Genomic DNA, 21,974 nt, shown 5'->3' with positions numbered 1-21,974 from the left:
CGCAACGAGTGAAGCAAAAATAAACAAATCTTTGGAAAAAATATCGTGGATGGTCATTACCCTCACAACGGACCTCGGAACCCGTGATCACTATGCAGCTTCACTCAAGGGGACACTCTTGACGATGCTGCCCGGCGCCGTGGTCGTGGACATTACCCACGAGATCGCGCATTTCAACCTTCTGGAGGCTGCTTTTGTGGCCAAGAGTGCCTGTTTCAAATTTCCGAAGGGGTCTGTGCATATCATCGGCATTGATCCTGAGGGCGGTGCACGGCTGGGGGTCGTAGCCATGGAGCAGGAAGGCCACTTTTTCGTTGCTCCCGACAATGGGGTTCTCAGTCTGATTCGCGAAGGTTCGGCGGCCGAATGGGTTTTGGTCAATGTCGATCATTTGCCTTTGTCCATTCACGGACGCTCCTTTTTGGTCCAAAATCGGTTGGCTCCTGTCGCTGCGGCTTTGGCAGGCGGCGCATTGCTGGAGAGCCTGGGTACATCTGGCGAAATCAAGGAATACCGCTGGGGAGAACCTTCCTTCACGGAAAACAGCCTGCGCGGCGTCATTTTGCATATCGACCACTTTGGAAATGCGATTACGAATGTGCGCAAGGATCCGTTTATGGAAATCAAGGGCGACAAGTCGTTCCAGATTTTCATCCGCAACCTGCGTATGCAGCGCATCGTGGGCAGCTATGCCGACGTCGCCAAAGGAGAGGCCTTGGCCCTCTTCAGTGACAATGGCCACCTCGAAATCGCCATTCGTGAAGGATCTGCAGCCCAATTGCTCGGCCTCAAGGTACAAGACATGATTACCATCGAATTTTACGGATGATCACACGCATCGTCAGAATGGAATTTGACAGTGACAAGGTCGAGGACTTCTTAAGGATGTTCAACGCGACCAAATCGCAGATCAGGCATTTCCCGGGAGTGCTGCACTTGGAGTTGCACCGGGATGCCAATGAACCGCATGTGTTTTATACCTATTCACAATGGGAAAATGCCGAAGCGCTCGAGGCCTACCGTCTGAGTGAACTTTTTGCGAATGTCTGGAAAGAGACCAAATCCTATTTTGGAGGACGTCCGCAGGCCTTTTCACTGATCCAGGAAATGGTCGTGGATTAATCGTGGAAAACCTTCGCTGTTACCGCATTAGCTTTGCATGCATTAAGACCACCAAATTATTTGTTTTGAATAGATTCCTCAGACTTACGTTGTTCGTTCTATTTTTGGGCTCTGCCACCTGCGCCATGGCGCAACATCCCATTGGATATGGAAGCCTCCATTCCACAAGCCAAATAGGCACTTTTTCATTTGGAGAGATTGACCGGGTGATCCTGAAGGAAAAAACGGCTTCCTTTTACATTGCACAACCTTTGGACATCACATTTGAGGTGCTTGTCACCCCCAATGGCAATGTCAAGTATGTGCGCTCACCCAGGGTCAGCTCGGAATTTTACGAATTGAGGCTTGCCTGCACATCTGCGCTTTACGACTTCGTTTTTGCGCCTGTGGCACTGGATTCCGGCGAAAAGTGGTTGAAAGCAAAGCTGGTATTCGAAGGGAAATAAACCTCGCGGACGTTTATCGCCTTCGAAAATCTTGTTGACTTGTTTGGGGATTCAATCCACCGGCTCCACAACCGCCGACATGCCGCCTTTGCTGTTGGTCATACGCCAATCGGCTCCGAATCCATGGATTTGATCACGCTTGAGTTCTGCCCGGTCAAGGTGGGTGGTATCCACGATGACGCGCCCCTTGGCGTCGACCTCGCAAGCCATTTTGTAGGCCCGCTCAATGCTATGCCCGAAAACATGGCCCAACATCTCAATCACATAATCATAGGTATGGGCATCGTCGTCGAGCAAAACAACATTGTACATCGGCACGTGAACCGTCTTAAGGTCCTCCTGCACCACCTCGAGCACATCCGGAAGTTCAATACCCGCCATTTTGATCATTCGTTCATCAGCCATTGAATGAATACCGTTTGTATCCATTCGTAGTTGCAAACTTCCTGAAAATCTCCGGAAAATGGCTACCAAACCATCAAATATTCTGGCATGGTATAGGTCTTGTGGCAGTTTTCGGTGATGAATACCGTTACTTTGATCTCGTAAACGCCAGGGACTTCATAAGCCTTGACAGGCTCCTTGTCGGTGCTTGTTGTGCCATCGCCAAAGTCCCAAAGGAAGCGTTCCCCGCGATCTGTGAGGCATTTCAGCTTGAAATTTTTCTTGACGTAGGCGGTATGGTTTTGGACCGAGAGGTAAATTTTGATGTCCAAGTCATCGCAAGTCTGCTCGTCGATACGCAGCAGCCAAAAGTCGTTGCCTTTGTCAACGGTTCCTTCTTTTTCAAAGTTGTTGCGCTTGACACCCAAGGCGTAGTACACGTTTTTGCGGTATTCGATGGCGTCGATCCCACGTTCGTCGTCGCGTCCTCCGTAGGTTTTTGCCCATAGGACCTCTCCCCGCGGATTGAGTTTGAACACCCAAAAGTCCTCGCCACCCTTGATGTATTTGTTGGCGAGGTTGATGTATTTGCTGTAACCGGTCATGAGAAACGATCCGTCCGCAGTTTCCAGAATTGATGTGGCATATTCATCGGAATTGTCCCCGAAGATGCGTTCGTAGATCTTCTTGCCTTGCGGGGTCAACTTCATGAACCAAAACTGTTTGCCGTTGTCTTCAGATTCAAAATTCCCAACGAGTACGATTCGGCCTTCCCTGTCTTCCAGGACTTTGATAAAATAATCTTCGAGCTTTCCGCTGTAAATACGTTGCCATTCCACGGCTCCGTAGCGGTCGATGCGGCCCACCCAGCCATCGCCGTTGGTGCGCCGTTCAGTGCCGTCAATGTCCTCGGAACTGGTAAATCCGGCAAAAAGATAGTCACCGTCCCGGCAAGCAGCCAAGCTGTAGGCCCAGTCGTGTTTGTTGCCTCCAAATGCCCAGGCCGTGCGCTTGTCGCCCAATTCGTCGATTTTCACTGCCCATAGATTGGCCAATGGCAAATCGGTTTCCACGTCAAAATTCTGCGAATTGGAGACGCCTCCGACCAAGTATTCCGGCCAGGTTTCGGAGCGTACGATCGAATAAGCTTGATCCACATCCAGTCCGCCATAGGTTTTGAGCCATTCGATGTCGCCCTGTTTGGTGACTTTCCCGACAAAATAATCTCCCTGATATTCAGGCTGTCCCTTTTCCGGATGCTCAATGAAGGAGTTGGTGGTGCCGACAAAAATGACGCCTGAGTCCGGCGTAACCACCATGTCGCGCAATTCGTCACACCCTGCCCCGCCAAATGGACGCTCCCAAAGAAGCTTGCCCATGGTATCCACCTTCATCACCCAGACATCTTGACAATTGCTCGTCCCACTTGCAGTGCCACGGCTTCCTCCGATAAAAAGGTTGCCATCAGGCGCTTTCAGGATACGGGCAGGCACATCGTCGTACTCGGATCCGTAGAATTTTTGCCACTTGAGAACGGGAAAGGACTGTCCTTGAGCAGAAAGGAACAAAAACAGCATCAGAAATGGAATACAGATTCGCCTCAAGCGCATAGCCAATTTTTCATAGACGGCTAAATTAGAGGAATAGAAGTAGTTCACGCTGCAAGTTTTGCACAGACATAAGGCCCGCTGCGTAGCATGAGCGAGACGGAATGCGATCAAATCCAATCACCGGAAACGTCCAAAAGCACATGTAAGCAAGTCACCTTTGAACGGACGGATATATAAATGCCTTTAAAAATGGTTTTCTTAGCGTCGGCCTTGTCCCCCGAATGCGAAAGCAGTACCTTGAGGAAAACGCGAAACGAAAAAATACGAATCATGAAAATCAAAATCCTCGACTTCACCAATGGTGAAACCAATTTTGCCACGGATATCGGAGCCGGATTGGCCATCACGACCACCGCAGTGCAAATCGGCGACGAATTGGACGCTGAGTTGCGCATCGACACGGTGTATGAATGGCAAAAGGACATTGATTTTGCCGTAGAGAGCAGTCCTCGCATCACTTTGCACGATGGCCAAACGGAAATTACGGGATTCGTCGAATCCATCGATGCGCCCAACTTGATCATCCTACGGCTCAACGCCTCGGGGACTTTGATGGTGGAGGTGGAAAATCTGCCAGCCGATCTAGCGCTCGGCAGCCTGATCACGTTGCGAACGGATTTGTTGGAGCTTTTTCCGTTTCAATTGTAGCCTTCGCAGCAAAATTTGCTTTGGCTCAAGTATTCGCAGCCTTTTGCTTGTTGTGGATGATCGGCAAAATCACGCCCGGCACCAATCCCGTCGCATCCCGTCCATAGCGAATGACTTCACGCACAAGCGTCGAGGAAATATGGCTGTGTTCGCCGGAGGTGATGAAAAACACCGTTTCCAAATGCACATCCATGTGCCTGTTGATCAAAGCAATGGGTCGCTCATAGTCCAAATCCTGTCCCGTTCGCAGGCCGCGTAACAGGAAGCGCGCCCCTTGCGAGCGCGCGAAGTCGACGGTGAGATTGCCATAGGCTTCAATCCGCACGGTGGGGAGGTGGGCAAAGCTGACGCGCAACATTTCGAGTCGCTCCTCCAAGGTAAAATAGGTGGATTTGGCGCTGTTTGTGCCAATTGCAACGATCACTTCGTCAAACAATGCGGTTGCACGCATTACGATTTCGGTATGACCCAAGGTGGGCGGATCAAATGAGCCGGGAAATATTGCCTTTCGCATGGGGCTAAGATAGCAGTTAGCAGCTAGCAGTGGACAGTCACACGCGGGAATTGGGAAAATTCATTTTGTCAAGGGGCGTGTGGGTAGCGTTTGCCAACCCAAACACCGTGTGCTGATAGGGTTGGCAACGCGGAATTCCATGACTTTGCCGGACCAAAATAGAAACTCCCGGACCATTCCAAAAGCTCTAGGCGCAAAAAATTAGAGCATTCAGAGGGACCGGGAGTCTTCTCTTGATTAAGAAGAAATTCTAAGAAGAACGAAAATAGGTTTCCTGACTTCACCAATCCAATGCGGTAACAGCCGGAAAGACTTTTTCGGTAAAGATTTTGCCCCGTCTAAAAACAGAGTGACTGAAAATGAGCTTAGTCCTCGAGCATCGTGCCCATGAAGACCAGCACGGGCGATGGCTGAGGGGTGTTGTGTTCCACGATGATTTCGACCGTAGCGCGTGGTTCATAGTCCTTGAAGAAGCAGCGGAGTTGTACCGTGTCTTGATCGCCAATCAGAATTTCCTTGCTCGGAATGCGGCAGGTGCATTCGGGGCGGTTGGGTATGGCATGTTTGATCACAACGGGTTTCCAGCCTGTGTTGTAGAAAATATAGTCCCGCACAATGGTGTCCCCGGCTTGAATCGTATCGATATAGGCGATGTCTCGCCATGTGATTTGTGGGGTTTTGCGTTCCTCGGCAAGGTCGGACTTGGACTTCACTGGTGGTTTCTGTTCTGCAGGTCCGCAGGCAATGACCATCATTGCCATGACTACCAAGATTGATGCAACTGTTGCCTTTGCTGAAATTTTCATTGACATTTTTCAAAAAAACTAAACGAACTACCGCCGTATTTACGCAATTCCACGAATTCTGCCAAACTATCAAACTGATTGGTGCTCGCATGCTCGAGAATGAGCAGGCCGTCGGAGGCCAACCATTCGCTGTGTAAGATCCCTGCAATCAAGGCCTCTTGACCTGCCATGGCATAAGGCGGATCCATAAAAATCAAATCAAATGCCTCCGGCTTTCCTTGAAAGAACTTTTCAACAGGCATCTTCATCGCACGCATATCCGCAGCACCCAATTCACGGAATGTGGACTGAATGAATTGCACACATTTGGCATCAGCATCCACTGCCACGAGCTTTTTCACCCCTCGACTGAGGAATTCGTAGCTCATGTTCCCCGTTCCTGCAAAACAATCGAGCACCGAAATCTCGGAAAAATCCAACCGATGCGAAAGGATGTTAAACAAGGCCTCCTTGGCCTGATCGGTCGTCGGTCTGACCGGCAGCCCCTTGGGAGGACGGATCATACGACCACGGTATTTGCCGGCGACGATTCTCACGGGAAGTGAAAAGTGATAAGTTATAAGTGAATAGTGAAAAGCTGGCCTAGGAGTGAGCAGTTAGAAATTAGCAGTTAGCAGTTCAGAATTTGAATGGAGAAATTGAGCGTCGCACGAAAAGATCCATTTTCCATCATCCACGATTCATTGATTGTCACCAGCTCAAAAAGGCGTATTTCCAGACGGGAAGTTTGTCCCCCTTGGTTTCGAATCGGTCTTGAAATTCCTTTTTTGGGATTTCGGCAACAGGAACGAACTTTTTCAACTGCCTGAAAATTTCACTGTCTTCTTCAAATTCGCCGCTGAGGAGCACCTTGGTGCCCACGGTTTCATATTTGAGAATCTCCATGACAAGTTGCAGGAAATAAACCATGTCGGTTACACCTTCATAGTCATAGGCATTACAAAGCTGCAGTATGCCGTCTTTGAAGGCTGTAATGACAAATTGCTTTTCAAAAATGTGGAGCAACAACAAGTTGGGGTGCTGCGCGACCATTTCAAGGCCCATGTTGACCATCAGATAGCAAAAAGGCTGATACTGAAGGTCCGGGAAAAAATGATCACATTTCTGCTTCATTGGAAACGGCACCGTGTAGATCGCCGTCGCCCCTGAATGCTCCATGTCGCGGTATTCGAGATGGTCCAAATCAGCATTTTCCTTGATCAATGCACCTGCCAATTCCCTGACTTGCTGCGGTTTGAAAAAGACCGTCGGGATCAACGAAAACTCCAACGAACTGTTGACCATTTCGACCGCGCGATAGTCTTCTTTCAGGAAGTAGTCCTGCGCATATACCTGGTCAAAAATTTCCGGGAAGGACATTGGCACCTTGGAGCGGTATTCCTTGACAGCGAGCAACTTGTTCTCTTCGGAAAGCACTGCATACAACAACAGATCCGGCCGATAAACGATGCGCAGTCGATACTGCTTCAACTTCTCGGGTTGGAAGGCAGAACTTTGATGCTGATATGCCGAATAGATATTGCTCACAGGAACCTGGTAGGGGTACGGCGTAAAAATAAAGAAAAAGATGGATTTGCAAGGGAAGCTTCCAGAAAATGCAAGAATCTGATAAAGAATTCATTTTGAGAGGATTAAATTAATTCCGCTTAAAACAGCGGCGTCCCTTGCAAGGCATGGAATTTGCAACAGAATCGAGGGTAAACCCTCTACACCAAGTGATGAAGGTTTCATTTGTTGGGCAAAATCCCTAGTTTTAGCGATCCAAAACGCCTCTTCTGATGAGTAAGAAAATAGTTGTCCTTTTCTCTTTGCTGCTGTTTTTGGCCACGTTGGGCAAAAGCCAATTCGCTGAAAAGGCTACCTTTCATGGCGGAATTACCTATCAATTTGTTGGTTTCAGCCAAGTTGGCTCCCCCGTACCCTCGCTCGCCTACGTCTATGGCGTCGGTGCCGGCATGAACTACGTCCTGGCACATTCCAATGATGTGGTGAGTCTGGGGATCAATCCGAATGCAAATCTTTGTTTTCAGTTGAGCAGCTATTCCGGATTGACGTTTCTGGGAAGCGTTCCCGCGTACATGCTCGCGCGCCTGGGCGCAGGAGCGACACCTTTTAATGAACAAAAATTCGGGATCGGGGCCGGAATTGGCGGATCAGCTTCTTATTTCACCTCCACGGGTGGGCCACGCACGTTTTTCTTCAATCCCGGTGCCGTTGCCGAACTGAGCCTGCGCACACGGGGGAGCAACTACCTTTTTCGGTTTAATTGGAGTTTGATGCGGCAGACCAAGGAAGTCGATTTTGGCAATGGGCCACGCGATTACAGCATTGGACTCACTGGAATCAGCATTTTCTACACGTTTTAATGGCTAAGGTTTGCTGAGGGATTTCCCGCGCAAAATCGATAGGTCAGCCGCCGAAACGGCATCAAACGTCTCGTCCCAAACCGACATGGATGCTCCCTGAAGACTCAACCTTGCACCGGATTGGCTCCCCTTGTGGCTACACATCACCCGAATCCAATTCCCCTCTCCTACTTCTGCACGCACGATCTGAATTTGCAGCTTGTTGATCTGATTCAAATCCTTGATTTCTGTGCTCTCATTGCGAAAAGGCTGAAAGCTCAATGCCTTGAGCCCTTGAAAGGCGCAAAGAAAATACTGAAAACCCTCGCCCCTGAGCGCGGCCAATTGGGGAAGGTGAACGCGGAATTGCAAGTTTTGATCCTCCATCCGAAGGTCTTGGATTTCACCGTCGCGCAAGGCGGAAAACAAATTTGCAATTGCTTGAATTTCCATCAGATTCAGGGTTTTGGCGCTAAGCTTAGCCGCCCGAGGTAATAGCCGTCTTCAGCTTCTTCGATCAGCAAAAATTCGAAACCCGCCGCTTCAGCATGCTCTTGCAGCGTCATTTGGTCGATGTACAACCAATAATAAGGCGCTCCTTTGATGCCCTTGTATTCCAATTGGTACCAAACTTCGCCTTCGTAGGTGCTTTCTTCTCCCGTGTAGTCGGTTCCATCCAAGTCGGCTTCGGCTAGATCGGAGGAATCAAACAAGATCTGTCCACCCGGCTTGAGCAGGAGCTTGCAATGGGCCAGAAATCGGTCCAGTCCGTCGAGGTTGCCGACAAATCCAATGCCGTTCATCAACAGCAGAATGGTGTCCCATTGTTCGCCCTTCAGGTCAAAAAAATCTCCGACGCGTGCATCTTTGACCCCCAGCTTTCGCATGACTTCTACTGCATCCGGCGAAATTTCAATCGCCGTCACCTCCAATTCCATCCCTTGAAGGAATCGGCTGATGCATCCCGCGCCTGCGCCTACGTCGAGTACCCGCCCGCGCGCATAGAAGCACGCGAGCTCGTCAAAGATCCCAAAGTCCTCATAATCACGGAAAAACAACTCGGCAGGATAGGGCGTCGTCTCCCCGTCGATCGTGTGTACCTTGATTTGGGTGCGCTCACCGCTTTCGAAATAGTCCTTGATTCCGAGCCCAAGGGGAAGCCATGCTGGAAATGCCATTTTGCAAAAGTACGCATTCGCCCCAAAAGATAAGCCCGGAGCTTTCAGACCCCGGGCTGCTGAAACCGCTAAGATTCAGACAGGAAATTTTAAGGTACGGGCATAAATCACCCGTCAGGAAACCTAATTTCCGAAGGCATAACGCCGCCGCTGAAAAAAGATACAGGAGGTTTGAAAAAAAAATCAGCCCAAATTTTCGGGTGCCGCGGGTTGCTCGATTTGGACGGTGAATCCCTCCTCCAAACCGATCAAATGGCGGTATTTGTTCAAGATCAGGTAGCCGCCAGCCGTCACGGCAATCACGACCACAACGCCGATCAGGAAAGCCTTTGTAATCTCCTTTTTACGGTCGAGGTAAAATACACCAGCACCCAACAGGTTGAATGCGGCCTGAATCGAGGTGAACAAGGGAATCAATTCGGGACGATTGATCATCAACCCAAAAAACAGTCCCCAGATGGCAAAAAATGCAATGTTGATGGACAGAACTATTGAAAGTGGCTTCATAAAACCTTGTTAATCAAATAAATGCACAAAACAGGGACGTAAATTCATTGTCGGACGAAGGATTCGGGTTCCAAGCTGGGGTGCAAAGCTTTGATCAAACCTTGCATGTATTGCCAGGCACCCGGCCGGTATTGTATAATAAAGGTGTCCTCATCGCTCACGACGGGAGCCTCCGGATTCTGGAATGGAACTTCCGCTGCGCGCGAGAGGTAAGCAAACTTGAAACGGCGGAACTTGACAACGCCGTAATGGCGGATTTCCTGCAGCTGAATTTCGCGGCGAAGCATCGGCGTGGTCCAGACAGCCTTTCCTTCGCCAAGTTTCAGCCTCCGCAAGAGGCTGTAGTAAAAAAGAAGCCCCGTCAAACTCGCTGTTACCAGGAGCATGATCAACAAACTCAACCTGAATTCCACGGTGAGTCCCCAACAAAACATGGTGACGAGCACCATCATGGGCAGGAGAAAAAGCAGAATAATGGGCCGATTAAAGGTGAAGGATCGCATAAACTCAATTTTCACTGAATGTTTCGACCAAATCTTGAAGTTGTTGGATGCGCTGCTCCGTGAACTCACGCAGGCAACCAAATTGGATCATCGGCTGCATCGAGCCACCTTCCCAAACGGAAGATTGCAATTCGCAGTGTTGGTCACGCAATTTGATCCACGCCTTTTCCATTTCCCGAAGCGTTGCCTTTTGCTTCTCATCCAACAACAACAAAAGTTGCTTCCATGTTTTGTTGAGTTCGGCGTCGGCCTTGGCGTATTCCTGCTGCGCGCAAAGGTTCATGTTGTGTTGATTCTGCTCCATTTCGCAGGGATTCTCCGAATTCTGTGCAAAAACCGGGCTCCCAAGAGTAGGCAAAACATCAACGAACCCCAAAATTTCTTCATTTCGCTCAGAATTTGCGGCAAATATAGCCATTGCAACCAAGAATGTCTTTTCATTTGGCGGCAGGGACGTAAATTGATGCCATGAAGGTATTGATTGCGCCGGATAAATTTAGAGGAAGCCTGACTGCAGCCGAAGCCGCTGCTGCAATGGCGGCAGGTGTCGCCCGCTACAACCCCGATTGGACGGTGCAGCTGCTGCCCGTCGCCGATGGCGGGGAAGGCACCGCGGAGGTATTGACAGCCGCAAGCGGCGGCAGTTTCATTCAGGCACGTGCCTCAGACCCGCTTCTGCGCTATGTTTCCTGCCAATACGGCATCAGTGCCGACGGCACCACCGCTTTCATCAATCTGGCCGAAGCCTCTGGCTTGCAACGCTTGGAACCCCACGAAATCAATGCCTTCCGCACAAGCACGATCGGCACCGGCCAATTGATCGTCCATGCCCTCACGCGGAAATGCAGCCGGATTGTCCTTGGACTCGGCGGTTCGGCTACGATCGACTGCGGAATCGGCATCGCCCATGCACTTGGCATCATATTCCAAGACGAATTCAACGGGCACCTCTCCCCTATCGGCGGCAACCTCCCCAAAATCGAATTCATCAACGCCCGGAACCGCCATGCAGCGCTAGTCAAAACTGCATTCATTGTATTGCATGACGTCGACAATCCGTTGTTGGGTGCAGAGGGCGCGGCCATGTTTGCAGCGCAAAAGGGCATTTCTTCAGAACAATTGCCGCTTCTCGAGACGAATCTGAATCATTTTGCCAACTTGGTAGAGGCACAATATGCAGTCGTTGCCAAGACGCCCGGGATGGGAGCGGCAGGCGGCGCCGCCATGGCTTGCATGGCATTTCTCGGTGCAAAACTTGCGCGCGGTTCGGATTTTGTACTGGACGCGCTCAAGATTCCCGAGGCCATTGCAACGGCTGATTTGGTGATCACAGGTGAAGGCCATCTCGACGAACAAAGCCTGCAAGGCAAGGCTGCAATTGCCGTGGCAAGGCAAGCGCAACATCAAAACAAACCCGTCTTGGCCGTTTGCGGACGCATCAGCCTACGGCCGGACCTGCAAATCCGGGAGGGGATCACGCTTTCAGGTGCGCTGATGGGCAGCGAGGAGGCAGGCTTGCCGGTGGACAGTGCCAAGGAGCTCGCGCTCAGGACCGAGGAATTGTTGCGGGAGCTTGCGCCGCGGATTGAGTGAAAAGTGAATAGTGATTAGTGAAAAGTCTTTCGTTGCTTGAACTGATTTCGGAATCAGGGGGAGGAACGTATGCGCATCGCAAGCCGGGCGCAGGGCCTTTCAGCATCGGCGTTTCGGCGAGGAGCTCGAGGCGTCTCGCCTTAGGGCTACAGAACATTTGCCGATGCCTGCGCAGCGCGGAGCGAAGTGGCGAACCCGAAACAAAAATAAACTTTCAATTGTTATTGAAAATATGAAACATGACACTATATTTGCAACCATGAATCTGGAAGAGGCAAAAGAGAAATTTGTGCAGAGCTGGGGCTCGTTGGGTACCTCTTGGGGTATCAACCGCACCATGGCGCAGATTCATTCCCTGTTGCTCATCACCAAAAAGCCGCTCTGCGCCGAGGACATCATGGCCGGACTGCAGATTTCTCGCGGCAATGCCAACATGAACTTGCGCGCCCTCATCGATTGGGGTTTGGTGCGCCGCGAACTCAAAGCCGGCGAACGCAAGGAGTTTTTCGTTGCCGAAAAGGACATCTGGGAAGTTGCCCGCCGTGTCACGGCTGAACGTAAAAAGCGCGAATTGGAACCCATTCTCCGTGTATTGGACGAAGTCAGCCAAGTCAAAGGGCACAAAGACGACGAAGAATTGCTCGAATTCAAGGAAACCATTTCCCGGATTCAAGACTTCGTGGGCAAGCTCGACGCCGTCACCGAAAAAATGACCAAAAGTGACCGGAATTGGTTTTTCAGGGCCGTCATGAAACTCATGGGATGAGCCCCTTTTTTTTGTCCATTTGTTTCATTTATTATTGAAACTTTGAAAATATTGAGACATACTAAAGCTACTGATGATGAAAACGCTCAGCACACCCTCCACCAACCCCGCAGCGGAATGCCCGCTCAGCCACCCGTTTACCGCCCATCCGAAACAATGCGCCACCTGCACCGGCGCGCATAGTCCTGCAGCTGACCACATTGCAGCACAAAATTGGCTCGGCGGATTGCTGCGCTTCACGCTTTTCCGTGCGATGTATGACTGCGCTTGGGGCACGATCCATTGGAACGGTCATTTTTTCGCCTCCAATTCCAAGCCGTGGAAACAAACGGCCGTCGAAGGGACGATGCCCATGCACTTTCGCATCTCCTATTTCACGATGGCGACCGTGATTTCGGTCCTCGCAACGTTTGCATTCGGTGCTGCGATTGCCCGCTCCAAAACCGATTGGGTCTTTTGGCAAGGCGGATTGGCGATGCTGATCGTTGCCGGTCCCGGATGGTTGCTGCAAGCGCTTTTCGCCCTTTCAGCAAGGGGAAATTCGTCGCTGGATTACCTCAGCCACATGGCCACGGTGATGTGGAAGGGAACGATGCCGCTCGCGGTCACGAGTTTGATCGTCTTGGTGGCCGGCCCGATGTCCGCTACCCTATTTGCAGCTACGGTGCTGATCAGCAGCATGATGATGGCCCGCGCGCATTTTCTGCGTGTTCATTCCCTGGGCATTTCGCAGGCATGGACGCTCACGTGGTTGCTTTCGCTTCAAATCACCGCATGGGGAGCCGTCGCTTTCCTGCCGTTTGTTCAACCCCTTATCTATTGGTCATGAAAACCGTCAAAAATAAAGGCATGCAGTTCCAAGGCGAATTGCACGACATCTACCTCATCAATTTTTCCGTCGAAGCCCGCGAGGTTGCCGACCGCATTCCGGAGCCGATTCGACCACGCCTGCAGCAGGGACGCGTGCTGATCAGTATGGTGGATGTCAACCTGCGGAACATGCGCGCAAAGTCGGCATGGCTTCCATTCACCTTTAATTATCAGCACATTGGTTTCCGGGTTCTGGTCAATGATGCGGATTGGAATACCGAACACCAAGACAAAGGCGTCTATTTCCTCGATTCCTTCACCGACCGTCCGTATTTGATCTGGGCGGGCAATCTTTTGGCGAATTTCAGGCTTCAGCAAGCCAAATTGACCAATTACCCTGCCGGACTGCGTCTGGACTGCGGCGATCATTTCCTTGAATATGACCTTTGTGGACCCAATCTTACCCCTTCGGCAAATATCTTGGAGCTCCAAACCAAAATCGGCGCGATTGACCGTTCTTGGGCAATGGAAGGCAATGCATTGCATAAAACACAGATCGTTCGGGAGAAATGGCCGCTGCAGCCGATGAATGTCAACCGTTTTGCAACCAATTTCTTCGAATCCGCACGCTTGGAAGGCGCCTTTCGGGTCACCGAATCGATTCACTATGAATGGCTTCCCGCGGAAACGGTTCAAATTCTCCGTCCTTCAACGCCTATCCTGCAACCTGCGCTGTCTTATGTCTAATCTGCAAAAATCCATGTCAACCGTGCTGTTGATCGGCGCCTCCGGCAAAATCGGACTGGAAATTCGGAAGGCGTTTGCTGCCCATGGCGGATCGACTACCATCATCTGTGGCAGCCGCGAACGCTGGAAAGGCGAAGTATTTCCCAATGAAAATTGGGTTCAATTCGATCCGCTTACAGGAAACTGGCCTGCGATCGGCAACATCGACGTCGTGATCAATGCGATCGGCGCCATTGCCGAATCGAAGGAAATGCCGTTTGAACGCATCCACGGGGGTGTGACGGCCGAAATTTTGAATCACCGGTCGGCGCTCGGCCAACCGCGGATCGTGCAAATCAGTGCCATTGGAGCCGATTCCAGCAGTTCGTCGGATTTTTTGCGTACCAAAGGTCAAGCCGATTCCTTGCTTCTCGACGAATCCGAAACGGTGGTTTTGCGGCCGAGCATCGTCTGCACCCCGGACACCATGCTTTCTCAAAAGCTGCGGAAGTTGCTCACGATTGCCCGTTTCGGATTGGGTAAAATGCTCGTTCCCACAGGCTTCCCGCTTACGCGCGTGCAGCCCGTGATGGGCGCGGATGTGGGTGAGGCAGCCTTGCGGGCGGCATTGAATCCGGAAATGCAAGGCATCATTGACGTCGTCGGACCGGAAAGCATCCGCTTTGGGGAGCTGCTTGAACGCATGGCCACGGCGCAGGATCGGAAAATCCGGCTGATTGAGGTGTCCCGCGAAATCATGGAATCCTTTGTCGCGCATTTTGTGGGGGTTTGGTTCCCGAATCTCATCAACTTGGAGCAATTCAAGCTGCTGTTTCAAGACAATGTCGGGGACGCTGCCGCCACGGAAGCGCTTTTGGGGAGAAAGCCGCATTCGACATGGCCGTTTTGGGAGGCGGAAGCCAGGGGGACGGAGTTCGTTGAAGCGGATGCGCAGCCTTCTGAGCGGCAATTGCTGCATGTTGCTGTGGAGTGATTGACGGATTTGGTCCGGATGGTGCCGTTCTTTACGCGCTGAACCACTCTTTGGTCACAGACATCACTGGGGAACTTCAGCTGGCTTTGCATTGGAAAGCTGGGTTTGATTTTTCGGTTGAGAAATATCGCAGTGTTCATGTGGACCTTTGGGAAGCATACCGGGGTAGGAATCATTCAGCTGGAAGCTGGCTGCAGCGTCGGCGTTTCGGCGGGACGCCGACGCCTCATGTTGGCTGTGGATAGATTTTTATGATTTATCTCCAACAACTCAGCCAATCGTGGGTTAAATCCGTATCTTCGGTAAAGACCTTCAAGGTTTTTGTCCGAATAAAGGATCATTATGCCTACACCGCTCTACGCTACAATTGGTCAAAGTCTTGGTTTTCAGCAGGCTAATCTCCCTATCGGGATGCAAACAGCGTTGTTTTCGCTGTTTATGACTGCCGCTGCGCTGCTTGTCGCCTACTTGGTGCTCGTGCGCTTTCCCATGGTTTTGCACCACCTGATGCAGGGTGTTCGTAACCTTGTTGCTTCGATCACCGGTCATCGCCGCGAGGCAAGGCTCAACAAAATCGTTTGCTATCACTGCAACAAAGGCATGGGCCTTTACAACCCGATGTACCTCACGGTCCATGGCGAACCCCATATCGAAGGGACTTGCAGCCTTTGTGGTGGTTTTGTTCGTGTGCGGTTAAACTGACCTATTTTTTCCTTCCCCGTACTTTCAGCACGTAATTGGCCAGTTCCAAAATGGCTCCTTCACTTTGTGTGTAGGCGATCACAGGTTCGCGGGGAAGCCATATTTCCATGAAAATAAAGGCATTGATCTGCTTTTCCGTGATCGCGCGAATCAAGGCATCGATCGTTGCATCCTTCCCTTGTTTGCCTTTATTCACGCGCTCGTAGCCGATCGCGAGGTTCAACAAACATTCCTTTTCCTCATCGATGTTGAATTCCGACCGGCCGCCGCCGAGTTCGCGGTGATAATCGGGCTCGAAGCGCCAGAGGGCCTTGCAAAACGCATACATCATCCAATCCTCCTGAAAACGGATTTCAATCTTGTCGTCCTTTTCTTTGAGGCTGTATTGCGGGATGAATTCGAAGCCGTCCCATTTCAGTTTCGCTTCCTTAAATATCCGAATCAGTGCCGTTTGAATGCCCTCATGGGTACGGTTGAGGACCCACGCGATCGAAATTTCCTTGGCAGCTTCGTCCAGTCGTTTGAGTTTGGTGAGGTCATCCGCCAAAAACCAATGGGCCATATAATCGTGGAAATTCACCGAAATGGCCCTTCTGTACCATTTTACAGCCTCCGAATAGTTCTGTTCTGCTTCGTGCGTCTGCCCAATGTAGGTGAGCACCAAACCGATATCGGGGCGCAATTCATGGATTTCCAGGTATTTTCCTCTTGCTTCCGCATACTTGGCAGCGGCAAAAAGCTTCTCTGCCTCCGAATGCAAGGGTTCTGTGATCGAATCGAATTCGTAGGAAGCCACCGATGGTCCGTCGTCGGTCATTTCTTGGTAAAAACCAGGAAAAATTCGTTCGCCACGTTCGGGAATCGGGGCTTGAAAGGTCGGATCCGCCATCACCTGGTAGGCGACATCGGATTTGTCCATGATTTTGAGTACGATGGCGGGGTCGTTGAGATCCTGGGCCGCGCCGATATGCGGCAAGCAGGTCCACAACACAATGAAAATCAGGCCAAAATATCGATACTGGAATGGCTTCATCTTCTAAATTTCGAGAAAGTTAATCAGGTTTTCGGGAATGTGCCCATTCGGTGTTTACTCGTCCCACCAAGAATGAATCACCAATTTCCGGAGGGCTTTGGGATCCAAACGGGTATTGCCCTTGGGCTTGTCGGGCATTTCGGAGGCCAATACTTGCCAGGACTCGACGACTTTGTCGGGTTCGCCGGCGACGCCTTTGTGAATCACCTCCACCGTTAACTTGTCGGTGGGAGCCGTGACCATTCGCTTTTCAATCTCATCTTGCCATTTGGCATCACGGGTGCTTGTTTTGGTGGGCGAACGGAAAACCTCGGTGTTGCCGACTTTGAGCACCCAGTAAAGATTGGGATCGGAAAGCAACCATTTCCGGCGGCTGACGGCTGCCTCGCGGACTGAAAAATGCAGGACTTTTAAACTGGGCAGTTCAATCGCCGCATCCATGCCTTTTTTGCCCAAATCGATGAATTCGCCGTCCAGATACAAAAAGCAACGATACGAAACCGCGAATTTGCCTTTGCCTGCGGCAGGAAAACAGTTTCGATAAGGCATGAAAATATCCAAGGTGCCTTGGCGATTCTTTTCGTTCAAGATCAGCTTCCCATTGAGCCAATTTGCCTTTTCGCTGCCCATGAACACGAAATTCATGTGGTAAACGTCCCCCCAAGGTGCCTTCATGGACGGCACCAAGGTGATCTCGGAATATTCGGGCAAGCCTTGAAAATAACCAGCCGGCAGACTGTAGTCGAGTGACATCCGAATGCCGCCCTCCCCTTCCAGGTCTTCGAGCCCGAATTTCCATTGGCCGAAGGTCATGTCCTGAATGTCAGCGCGCTCGTTGGCAATTTGGCGGTCTTGGTTCCCCACGACCATCATTTGTCCGTCGATTTTGGTCAACAAAACCAACCGCATTCTTTGTTTCGTCGCTGCCGGAAAAGCGGCCAAAGCGTAGTTGGGCACAAACAATTCGAGCGGGCTGCGGGTGGCGGTCAGGAGGACGGTTCCATCGCCATTGGGAACTGCACCGGGGCCCAAAATGCGCATTGTTTGCACTGGATAAACGCCGTTGGGCGTGACATAGGCCAATCCAAGGTGGTATTCGCAGTCACGACTCCGGATTTCCTGGTCATAATTCAAGCGCAGCCGCATCCCGGAAACGCCTTGGTTGCTGTCTTCCTCGACAAGTTCCAAGCTGGAAATGACCACTTTGGGAGGCAAAACCGCATCAATGATGACCTTCGCCGAATGCACCTGCCCAAACCTAAAGTCAAAGGCGACTCCGGCGGCATAGCGCCGTTCCTCCACGTCGATTTCCTGGGTTCCGATCTGATCCGAAGCGCCCAAAATATCGAAATCGATCACCTGAAGCTGCAATTTGTCCCCCTGCGAAATGAAGATCCAAGGACTGCGATCTTCCACGTTGCCGAGGTAAAAGGTATCGTTTTTCTGCTTTTCGCCTTCGAATACCCATTCGGAGCCGCGCCTCAAGGTCCATTGCAAGTCGGGAAAGACGTCCTTGGGGTTGAAGAATTTATAGTCCCAGGTTTCGCCATCGGCATTGACGGGTTTGGCTTGCATGCGCTCCATCTGCAGGCGCACCATGCGCATGGGCGGCTTGTTGATCATGGCCAACGGTGTGGAAACTGAGGCGACTTTTGCATTGTTCACGAGGTCAAACAAGGCCAAACGCGCCACGAGCCGCTGCTTTCCAGCTTCAGTACCCAATGCAAAATAAGGATAGAAAAGCGTGTCTGCCTTGGTGGCCTTTTCCCAGGATTTTCCAGTCAGGAGGAGACTGTCGACACAATAGCCTGCTTTTGCATACGAGGAAGTGCCCTGCGTCGCGGTCAACGGATAGCCGTTTTCATCCTCCAAGCGGCAAGAAAGCCCCCAAATCTGCAGCAACCTTTCGGGGCGGGCATCCGGTGCAACGACCTGATAGACAATCCCCATTCCATGCAAGCCATTCCGTTCCAAATCGGGCACAATCTCTTGCGTACGGATGCTGAATCCACCTGCAACTGCGGGATTGAGATTCGCTTGCGCATGGACATTCGCCCAAACCGAACAAACGAGTAACGGCAAGGCCATCCAAAGCAAGCGGCAGGTTTTGAGGCGGATCATGGGACAAATTTAGTGCAAAACTCCAGAAACGTCCATTGTAGTTGGCAGTCTAAGGATGCGGCGGGGAGAACGGGGAAAGGCTTCACGATTTTTGTGGATATTTGCCCGAGCAATGAGTGTCATTCGAAAACTTGCGAGTCAGACAGCGATTTATGGCTTGAGTTCCATCATCGGCCGCATCGCGGTTTGGGGGCTCACACCGCTGTTTACCGCCAAGATGGAGGTCGGCGAATATGGCATTTTCAATGACCTTTACTCCTTTGTGACCTATTTCCTGGTGATTTTGACCTTCGGAATGGAAACGGCCTTCTTCCGGTATTCCAATGACGACAAAACCAATCAGAAACCGTATTCGCAGTCACTCATCTTTGTCACAGGACTGGGATTGTTGTTTGTTCTGTTCTTCAGCCTGGGCGTCAAGCCTTTCGGATCGATGCTCGGCTATGCGGACCGACCCGATTTGGTGATGATGGTGGTCTGGATCACCTTTTTTGATGTGATTACCTCCCTCCCGATGGCCAAACTGCGGTACGACGAACGGCCGATTGTCTTCGCCTCGCTGAGCTTGTTCAACATCTTCATTACCATCGCCCTCAACCTGTTTTTCATTCTCGGACTCAAAGAAACCTCCGCCGAATACGTCTTCCTCGCCAACCTGATCGCCTCGGCCATCAAATTTGGCGTGCTGCTGCTGATTTCGATGCCGTTTATGAAGCATTTGCAAGGCAAAGGCAAGATCGCCAGCAAATTCGCGGGGATCGAATTGCTGCCGCAAAAGTGGGAAGTGGACAAACAACTGATGCGGAGCATGGCCGGATTTGGCCTCTACATCATGTTGGCGGGGCTGTTCGGGATGATCAACCAAAACAGTGACGTCAATTTCATCACCCGTCTCTGGACGGAGAATCCCACGCCCTACCGCGGCGAATTGCTCAATGGCGAGGAAATGGCCGGTGTTTTTTCAGCGAATAAGAAGCTTGCCGTGTTCATTCTGCTGGTGACACAGGCCTTTCGGTACGCTGCCGAACCGTTTTTCTTCCGGCATGCGAGCCAGAAGAAGGGGCGTGTGGTCTTTGCGAAGGTCTTCCACTACTTCATGTTGGCATCGTTGGCTACCTTCCTGTTGATCAGCACATTCGCCTACGAATTTGTCTCGATCAAGATCTTGGGCTTCCAACTCATCGACGAAAAATACTGGAAAGGGCTGGCCGTGGTGGCACCCTTGCTCTTCGGGGCGGTCCTCTGGGGCGCCTACACGAATCTCACGATTTGGTACAAACTGACCAAACAAGTGCGCTTCGGCATCCTCTTCTCCGGAATTGGCGTGGTGTCAATGATCCTGCTGTTTTGGATCATGATTCCGCTTTGGGGCTACATGGGGGCAGCTTTTGCGATGATCATTTGCTACGCGCTGCTCACCGCGATGGTCTATTTTTCGGGGCAGAAGTACTATTACATCCCGTACAAAATGGGCAGGATACTGGTACATACCGCGATTTTTGTAGGCGCCTACTTCATCGCGGCCGCCATGGGACGTTCGGAAATCTTCAGCGCACTGTTTTTCAACAAGTTGCTGGTTTGTATTCTCGCTTTAGGCATCAGCTACGCTGTGGAGCGGTTTTTTCCGATTAGTTGGAAAGAAGTGGAGGAAGGGAAAAGTGAAAAGTGAAAAGTGAAAAACGAAAAGTGGTCTGTTGAGAGTTCAGAGTTTCAGCTTTGTGCTGAGATGTTGAGAGTGGAGAGTTGAGAGTTGAGAGTTGAGAGCTTTGCGGTTTTTCTCCCTTTGCGGCACTTTGGAACCACTTTAGAGTTCGACTTCAATCGCCTGTAAATGTGTACTTTATGAACATCGCCTTCCCGCCCAGAATGGGCCGTCTATCGGTAGCCCGAGGTGGGAGCCTCGGGTGCAAGACGTCCCCCCCCGCAGTTTGCGCCCCGAAGGGGCCGCCTATTCAAAAGGCCATCGAATGGATCGTTATTTGTTAGGAAGTTGATGTCCAAACATCTGTGTACTTTGCGATTTTTCTGCCTTTGCGAACCGGTGACGTTCCTGCGATCGGGGCGTCCTTTGGGCTTAAATCAGCGCGACATCGACAATTGCATGAAATTCCGCCAGAGGCGTGCTGTCGATAGCCCTGTGGCCGGAGGCCACGGGCTCAATAATCGTCGTCGTCGTTTTGTGCGGAGGGTGGGGCCATCGCCACCAATGGGTCTTGGCCGTGCATGCAGATGATGAACCTGAGACCGGGCTTGGATTCGTTTTTGGGTAGGTGAAAGGCTTCGGGGAGTCCGCCGGGCATACCTTGGGCGGCGACTTTTTGCAGAATGGGGTAGTCTGCACCCACAATCGGACGGCCATCACAGGGAAGCCAATTCTCCGGAATTTCTTCGCCGGGCCATAACACCATCTGCGAAACAAGGCCTTGGTAACCCGCATCGGCAGGGCTTGGCTTGGCTTTGATCAGGTGATGCGCCTGTTCGCCCCGCATGTCGGGAAGCGCGAAATGCCCTTCGTCGCCACCAAATTTCTTGCCTGTTATCGCAAACAATTCGGGGAAGGCATTGATTTCCAGCATTGCTCCATCACACAGCAGCCATCCATCCGGTGCGGCGGGGTGCAGCGACAATTTGATCATTCCGACGATTCCATCCATGAACACAAATCTAATGGAGAATTGAGAATTGAGAATTGAGAATGGACTTATTCCCTTTTCATTCTCCATTTTTCATTCTCCATTTTCCATTCCTTCCGTATCTTCCCGTCATGAGTGTGCAACAGTACTTCCGAACGCGTGTGCGGAGCTTTGGGTATGCCTTCAAGGGCATCGCAACCTTGTTTCTGACGCAGGCACATGCGAAGATTCATCTGGTGGCGACCGTTTTGGTCATCGTTGCTGGCTTTTTGTTGGAAGTGAGCCTCGGGGAATGGGCCTTGCTCACCGTGGCCATCACGATGGTTTGGGTAGCGGAGGCCATCAACACGGCCATCGAATTTGTCGTGGACCTCGCCTCCCCCGAACGGCATGAACTGGCGGGCAAGGCAAAGGATGTCGCGGCGGGCGCGGTTTTGTTGGCTTCCTTAGGGGCTGTGGCCATTGCTTTGATGGTCTTAGGGCCGAAGGTTTGGCACTGGGTTTGCTCGTGATGCCGTTTGTCAGCCCAAGGA

The 21,974-nt window shown here is 51.4% G+C and carries 27 protein-coding genes; 13 read left to right on the top strand and 14 right to left on the bottom strand.

Going from position 1 to position 21,974, the window contains the following annotated elements; genetic code table 11:
* Window positions 1–49 precede the first annotated feature (49 nt).
* The 3 genes from IPN95_17830 (at window position 50) to IPN95_17820 (ending at window position 1,568) form a co-directional block, all read left to right on the top strand.
* The gene (locus IPN95_17830; protein ID MBK9451230.1) at window positions 50–829 is read left to right on the top strand and encodes an SAM-dependent chlorinase/fluorinase; all 780 of its coding nucleotides are present in this window, start codon (window positions 50–52) and stop codon (window positions 827–829) included.
* Window positions 826–1,122, top strand: coding sequence for an antibiotic biosynthesis monooxygenase (locus IPN95_17825; protein ID MBK9451229.1), 297 nt, complete (start codon window positions 826–828; stop codon window positions 1,120–1,122). Before IPN95_17830 ends, IPN95_17825 begins: the two co-directional genes overlap by 4 nt.
* Window positions 1,123–1,187: 65 nt before the next feature.
* Entirely contained in the window at window positions 1,188–1,568 is a 381-nt protein-coding gene (locus IPN95_17820; protein ID MBK9451228.1) for a hypothetical protein, read from the top strand.
* 51 nt (window positions 1,569–1,619) lie between these two features.
* On the opposite strand, the gene IPN95_17815 is transcribed toward IPN95_17820, so the two are convergent.
* Window positions 1,620–1,949 (bottom strand): ATP-dependent Clp protease adaptor ClpS, encoded by a 330-nt coding sequence (locus IPN95_17815; protein ID MBK9451227.1) that lies wholly within the window; start codon window positions 1,947–1,949, stop codon window positions 1,620–1,622.
* Between the two features lie 86 nt (window positions 1,950–2,035).
* Entirely contained in the window at window positions 2,036–3,529 is a 1,494-nt protein-coding gene (locus tag IPN95_17810) for a PKD domain-containing protein (protein ID MBK9451226.1), read from the bottom strand.
* A gap of 303 nt (window positions 3,530–3,832) precedes the next feature.
* Here IPN95_17810 and IPN95_17805 point away from each other — a divergent pair, with 303 nt between their 5' ends.
* On the top strand, window positions 3,833–4,210 hold the full coding sequence (locus IPN95_17805; protein ID MBK9451225.1) for a hypothetical protein: 378 nt from the start codon (window positions 3,833–3,835) through the stop codon (window positions 4,208–4,210).
* A 25-nt stretch (window positions 4,211–4,235) separates the two neighbouring features.
* On the opposite strand, the gene coaD is transcribed toward IPN95_17805, so the two are convergent.
* From coaD to IPN95_17785, 4 genes are all read right to left on the bottom strand, one after another.
* On the bottom strand, window positions 4,236–4,724 hold the full coding sequence (coaD, locus tag IPN95_17800; GenBank protein MBK9451224.1) for a pantetheine-phosphate adenylyltransferase: 489 nt from the start codon (window positions 4,722–4,724) through the stop codon (window positions 4,236–4,238).
* Between the two features lie 365 nt (window positions 4,725–5,089).
* Window positions 5,090–5,530 carry a hypothetical protein gene (locus IPN95_17795; protein ID MBK9451223.1) on the bottom strand — a complete coding sequence of 147 codons (441 nt, stop codon included), beginning with the start codon at window positions 5,528–5,530 and terminating at the stop codon, window positions 5,090–5,092.
* Window positions 5,527–6,066 carry a 16S rRNA (guanine(966)-N(2))-methyltransferase RsmD gene (rsmD, locus tag IPN95_17790; protein ID MBK9451222.1) on the bottom strand — a complete coding sequence of 180 codons (540 nt, stop codon included), beginning with the start codon at window positions 6,064–6,066 and terminating at the stop codon, window positions 5,527–5,529. The genes IPN95_17795 and rsmD overlap by 4 nt, the downstream gene beginning before the upstream one ends.
* A 154-nt stretch (window positions 6,067–6,220) precedes the next feature.
* Window positions 6,221–7,057, bottom strand: coding sequence for a DUF3822 family protein (locus IPN95_17785; GenBank protein MBK9451221.1), 837 nt, complete (start codon window positions 7,055–7,057; stop codon window positions 6,221–6,223).
* 251 nt (window positions 7,058–7,308) lie between these two features.
* Between IPN95_17785 and IPN95_17780 the strand changes: the two genes are divergently transcribed.
* Window positions 7,309–7,896 carry a hypothetical protein gene (locus IPN95_17780; GenBank protein MBK9451220.1) on the top strand — a complete coding sequence of 196 codons (588 nt, stop codon included), beginning with the start codon at window positions 7,309–7,311 and terminating at the stop codon, window positions 7,894–7,896.
* 3 nt (window positions 7,897–7,899) lie between these two features.
* Here the strand turns inward: IPN95_17780 and IPN95_17775 are convergent, their stop codons facing one another.
* From IPN95_17775 to IPN95_17755, 5 genes are all read right to left on the bottom strand, one after another.
* On the bottom strand, window positions 7,900–8,328 hold the full coding sequence (locus IPN95_17775) for a hypothetical protein (GenBank protein MBK9451219.1): 429 nt from the start codon (window positions 8,326–8,328) through the stop codon (window positions 7,900–7,902).
* A 5-nt stretch (window positions 8,329–8,333) separates the two neighbouring features.
* Window positions 8,334–9,053 carry a methyltransferase domain-containing protein gene (locus IPN95_17770; GenBank protein ID MBK9451218.1) on the bottom strand — a complete coding sequence of 240 codons (720 nt, stop codon included), beginning with the start codon at window positions 9,051–9,053 and terminating at the stop codon, window positions 8,334–8,336.
* Between the two features lie 183 nt (window positions 9,054–9,236).
* On the bottom strand, window positions 9,237–9,560 hold the full coding sequence (locus tag IPN95_17765) for a hypothetical protein (GenBank protein ID MBK9451217.1): 324 nt from the start codon (window positions 9,558–9,560) through the stop codon (window positions 9,237–9,239).
* Window positions 9,561–9,604: 44 nt separating this feature from the next.
* On the bottom strand, window positions 9,605–10,063 hold the full coding sequence (locus IPN95_17760; GenBank protein MBK9451216.1) for a hypothetical protein: 459 nt from the start codon (window positions 10,061–10,063) through the stop codon (window positions 9,605–9,607).
* 4 nt (window positions 10,064–10,067) lie between these two features.
* Window positions 10,068–10,367, bottom strand: a complete 300-nt coding sequence (locus tag IPN95_17755; protein MBK9451215.1) for a DUF1311 domain-containing protein — start codon at window positions 10,365–10,367, stop codon at window positions 10,068–10,070.
* Between the two features lie 164 nt (window positions 10,368–10,531).
* Between IPN95_17755 and IPN95_17750 the strand changes: the two genes are divergently transcribed.
* The 6 genes from IPN95_17750 (at window position 10,532) to IPN95_17725 (ending at window position 15,654) form a co-directional block, all read left to right on the top strand.
* Window positions 10,532–11,656, top strand: a complete 1,125-nt coding sequence (locus IPN95_17750) for a glycerate kinase (GenBank protein MBK9451214.1) — start codon at window positions 10,532–10,534, stop codon at window positions 11,654–11,656.
* A 259-nt stretch (window positions 11,657–11,915) separates the two neighbouring features.
* Entirely contained in the window at window positions 11,916–12,422 is a 507-nt protein-coding gene (locus tag IPN95_17745) for an ArsR family transcriptional regulator (GenBank protein MBK9451213.1), read from the top strand.
* A 76-nt stretch (window positions 12,423–12,498) separates the two neighbouring features.
* Entirely contained in the window at window positions 12,499–13,251 is a 753-nt protein-coding gene (locus tag IPN95_17740) for a hypothetical protein (GenBank protein MBK9451212.1), read from the top strand.
* On the top strand, window positions 13,248–13,979 hold the full coding sequence (locus tag IPN95_17735; GenBank protein MBK9451211.1) for a DUF2071 domain-containing protein: 732 nt from the start codon (window positions 13,248–13,250) through the stop codon (window positions 13,977–13,979). The genes IPN95_17740 and IPN95_17735 overlap by 4 nt, the downstream gene beginning before the upstream one ends.
* Complete coding sequence (locus IPN95_17730; protein ID MBK9451210.1) at window positions 13,972–14,952, top strand: hypothetical protein; 981 nt, start codon at window positions 13,972–13,974, stop codon at window positions 14,950–14,952. The genes IPN95_17735 and IPN95_17730 overlap by 8 nt, the downstream gene beginning before the upstream one ends.
* 342 nt (window positions 14,953–15,294) lie before the next feature.
* Window positions 15,295–15,654 carry a hypothetical protein gene (locus tag IPN95_17725; protein MBK9451209.1) on the top strand — a complete coding sequence of 120 codons (360 nt, stop codon included), beginning with the start codon at window positions 15,295–15,297 and terminating at the stop codon, window positions 15,652–15,654.
* A 1-nt stretch (window position 15,655) separates the two neighbouring features.
* Here IPN95_17725 and IPN95_17720 read toward each other — a convergent pair whose 3' ends face one another.
* Both IPN95_17720 and IPN95_17715 read right to left on the bottom strand, forming a co-directional pair.
* Window positions 15,656–16,687, bottom strand: coding sequence for a hypothetical protein (locus tag IPN95_17720; protein MBK9451208.1), 1,032 nt, complete (start codon window positions 16,685–16,687; stop codon window positions 15,656–15,658).
* A 54-nt stretch (window positions 16,688–16,741) separates the two neighbouring features.
* Window positions 16,742–18,808: a hypothetical protein gene (locus IPN95_17715; GenBank protein MBK9451207.1), complete on the bottom strand. Its 2,067-nt coding sequence runs from the start codon at window positions 18,806–18,808 to the stop codon at window positions 16,742–16,744.
* Window positions 18,809–18,920: 112 nt separating this feature from the next.
* On the opposite strand from IPN95_17715, the gene IPN95_17710 reads away from it, so the two are divergent.
* A complete protein-coding gene (locus IPN95_17710; protein ID MBK9451206.1) occupies window positions 18,921–20,477 on the top strand; it encodes a lipopolysaccharide biosynthesis protein in 1,557 nt (518 codons plus the stop codon).
* 487 nt (window positions 20,478–20,964) lie between these two features.
* Here IPN95_17710 and IPN95_17705 read toward each other — a convergent pair whose 3' ends face one another.
* On the bottom strand, window positions 20,965–21,462 hold the full coding sequence (locus IPN95_17705) for a tail fiber protein (GenBank protein ID MBK9451205.1): 498 nt from the start codon (window positions 21,460–21,462) through the stop codon (window positions 20,965–20,967).
* 110 nt (window positions 21,463–21,572) lie between these two features.
* Between IPN95_17705 and IPN95_17700 the strand changes: the two genes are divergently transcribed.
* A complete protein-coding gene (locus IPN95_17700; GenBank protein ID MBK9451204.1) occupies window positions 21,573–21,953 on the top strand; it encodes a diacylglycerol kinase family protein in 381 nt (126 codons plus the stop codon).
* Window positions 21,954–21,974 lie beyond the last annotated feature (21 nt).

Source organism: Bacteroidota bacterium (genome assembly GCA_016718825.1).
Taxonomy (GTDB): Bacteria; Bacteroidota; Bacteroidia; order J057; family JADKCL01; genus JADKCL01.
The sequence above is the reverse complement of the archived record's forward strand: the minus strand, read 5'-3'. Positions and strand labels throughout refer to the sequence as shown.

What these genes read in the sequence shown, in the direction of transcription:
- IPN95_17830 (MBK9451230.1), top strand. Translation starts at nt 50, where the DNA reads ATGGTCATTACCCTCACAACGGACCTCGGAACCCGTGATCACTATGCA.
- IPN95_17720 (MBK9451208.1), bottom strand. Translation starts at nt 16,687, where the DNA reads ATGAAGCCATTCCAGTATCGATATTTTGGCCTGATTTTCATTGTGTTG.
- IPN95_17715 (MBK9451207.1), bottom strand. Translation starts at nt 18,808, where the DNA reads ATGATCCGCCTCAAAACCTGCCGCTTGCTTTGGATGGCCTTGCCGTTA.
- IPN95_17815 (MBK9451227.1), bottom strand. Translation starts at nt 1,949, where the DNA reads ATGGCGGGTATTGAACTTCCGGATGTGCTCGAGGTGGTGCAGGAGGAC.
- IPN95_17725 (MBK9451209.1), top strand. Translation starts at nt 15,295, where the DNA reads ATGCCTACACCGCTCTACGCTACAATTGGTCAAAGTCTTGGTTTTCAG.
- IPN95_17780 (MBK9451220.1), top strand. Translation starts at nt 7,309, where the DNA reads ATGAGTAAGAAAATAGTTGTCCTTTTCTCTTTGCTGCTGTTTTTGGCC.
- IPN95_17755 (MBK9451215.1), bottom strand. Translation starts at nt 10,367, where the DNA reads ATGGAGCAGAATCAACACAACATGAACCTTTGCGCGCAGCAGGAATAC.
- IPN95_17775 (MBK9451219.1), bottom strand. Translation starts at nt 8,328, where the DNA reads ATGGAAATTCAAGCAATTGCAAATTTGTTTTCCGCCTTGCGCGACGGT.
- IPN95_17735 (MBK9451211.1), top strand. Translation starts at nt 13,248, where the DNA reads ATGAAAACCGTCAAAAATAAAGGCATGCAGTTCCAAGGCGAATTGCAC.
- IPN95_17705 (MBK9451205.1), bottom strand. Translation starts at nt 21,462, where the DNA reads ATGGATGGAATCGTCGGAATGATCAAATTGTCGCTGCACCCCGCCGCA.
- IPN95_17760 (MBK9451216.1), bottom strand. Translation starts at nt 10,063, where the DNA reads ATGCGATCCTTCACCTTTAATCGGCCCATTATTCTGCTTTTTCTCCTG.
- IPN95_17765 (MBK9451217.1), bottom strand. Translation starts at nt 9,560, where the DNA reads ATGAAGCCACTTTCAATAGTTCTGTCCATCAACATTGCATTTTTTGCC.
- IPN95_17810 (MBK9451226.1), bottom strand. Translation starts at nt 3,529, where the DNA reads ATGCTGTTTTTGTTCCTTTCTGCTCAAGGACAGTCCTTTCCCGTTCTC.
- IPN95_17770 (MBK9451218.1), bottom strand. Translation starts at nt 9,053, where the DNA reads ATGGCATTTCCAGCATGGCTTCCCCTTGGGCTCGGAATCAAGGACTAT.
- IPN95_17710 (MBK9451206.1), top strand. Translation starts at nt 18,921, where the DNA reads ATGAGTGTCATTCGAAAACTTGCGAGTCAGACAGCGATTTATGGCTTG.
- IPN95_17730 (MBK9451210.1), top strand. Translation starts at nt 13,972, where the DNA reads ATGTCTAATCTGCAAAAATCCATGTCAACCGTGCTGTTGATCGGCGCC.
- IPN95_17795 (MBK9451223.1), bottom strand. Translation starts at nt 5,530, where the DNA reads ATGAAAATTTCAGCAAAGGCAACAGTTGCATCAATCTTGGTAGTCATG.
- IPN95_17750 (MBK9451214.1), top strand. Translation starts at nt 10,532, where the DNA reads ATGAAGGTATTGATTGCGCCGGATAAATTTAGAGGAAGCCTGACTGCA.
- IPN95_17740 (MBK9451212.1), top strand. Translation starts at nt 12,499, where the DNA reads ATGAAAACGCTCAGCACACCCTCCACCAACCCCGCAGCGGAATGCCCG.
- coaD (MBK9451224.1), bottom strand. Translation starts at nt 4,724, where the DNA reads ATGCGAAAGGCAATATTTCCCGGCTCATTTGATCCGCCCACCTTGGGT.
- IPN95_17805 (MBK9451225.1), top strand. Translation starts at nt 3,833, where the DNA reads ATGAAAATCAAAATCCTCGACTTCACCAATGGTGAAACCAATTTTGCC.
- IPN95_17825 (MBK9451229.1), top strand. Translation starts at nt 826, where the DNA reads ATGATCACACGCATCGTCAGAATGGAATTTGACAGTGACAAGGTCGAG.
- IPN95_17745 (MBK9451213.1), top strand. Translation starts at nt 11,916, where the DNA reads ATGAATCTGGAAGAGGCAAAAGAGAAATTTGTGCAGAGCTGGGGCTCG.
- IPN95_17700 (MBK9451204.1), top strand. Translation starts at nt 21,573, where the DNA reads ATGAGTGTGCAACAGTACTTCCGAACGCGTGTGCGGAGCTTTGGGTAT.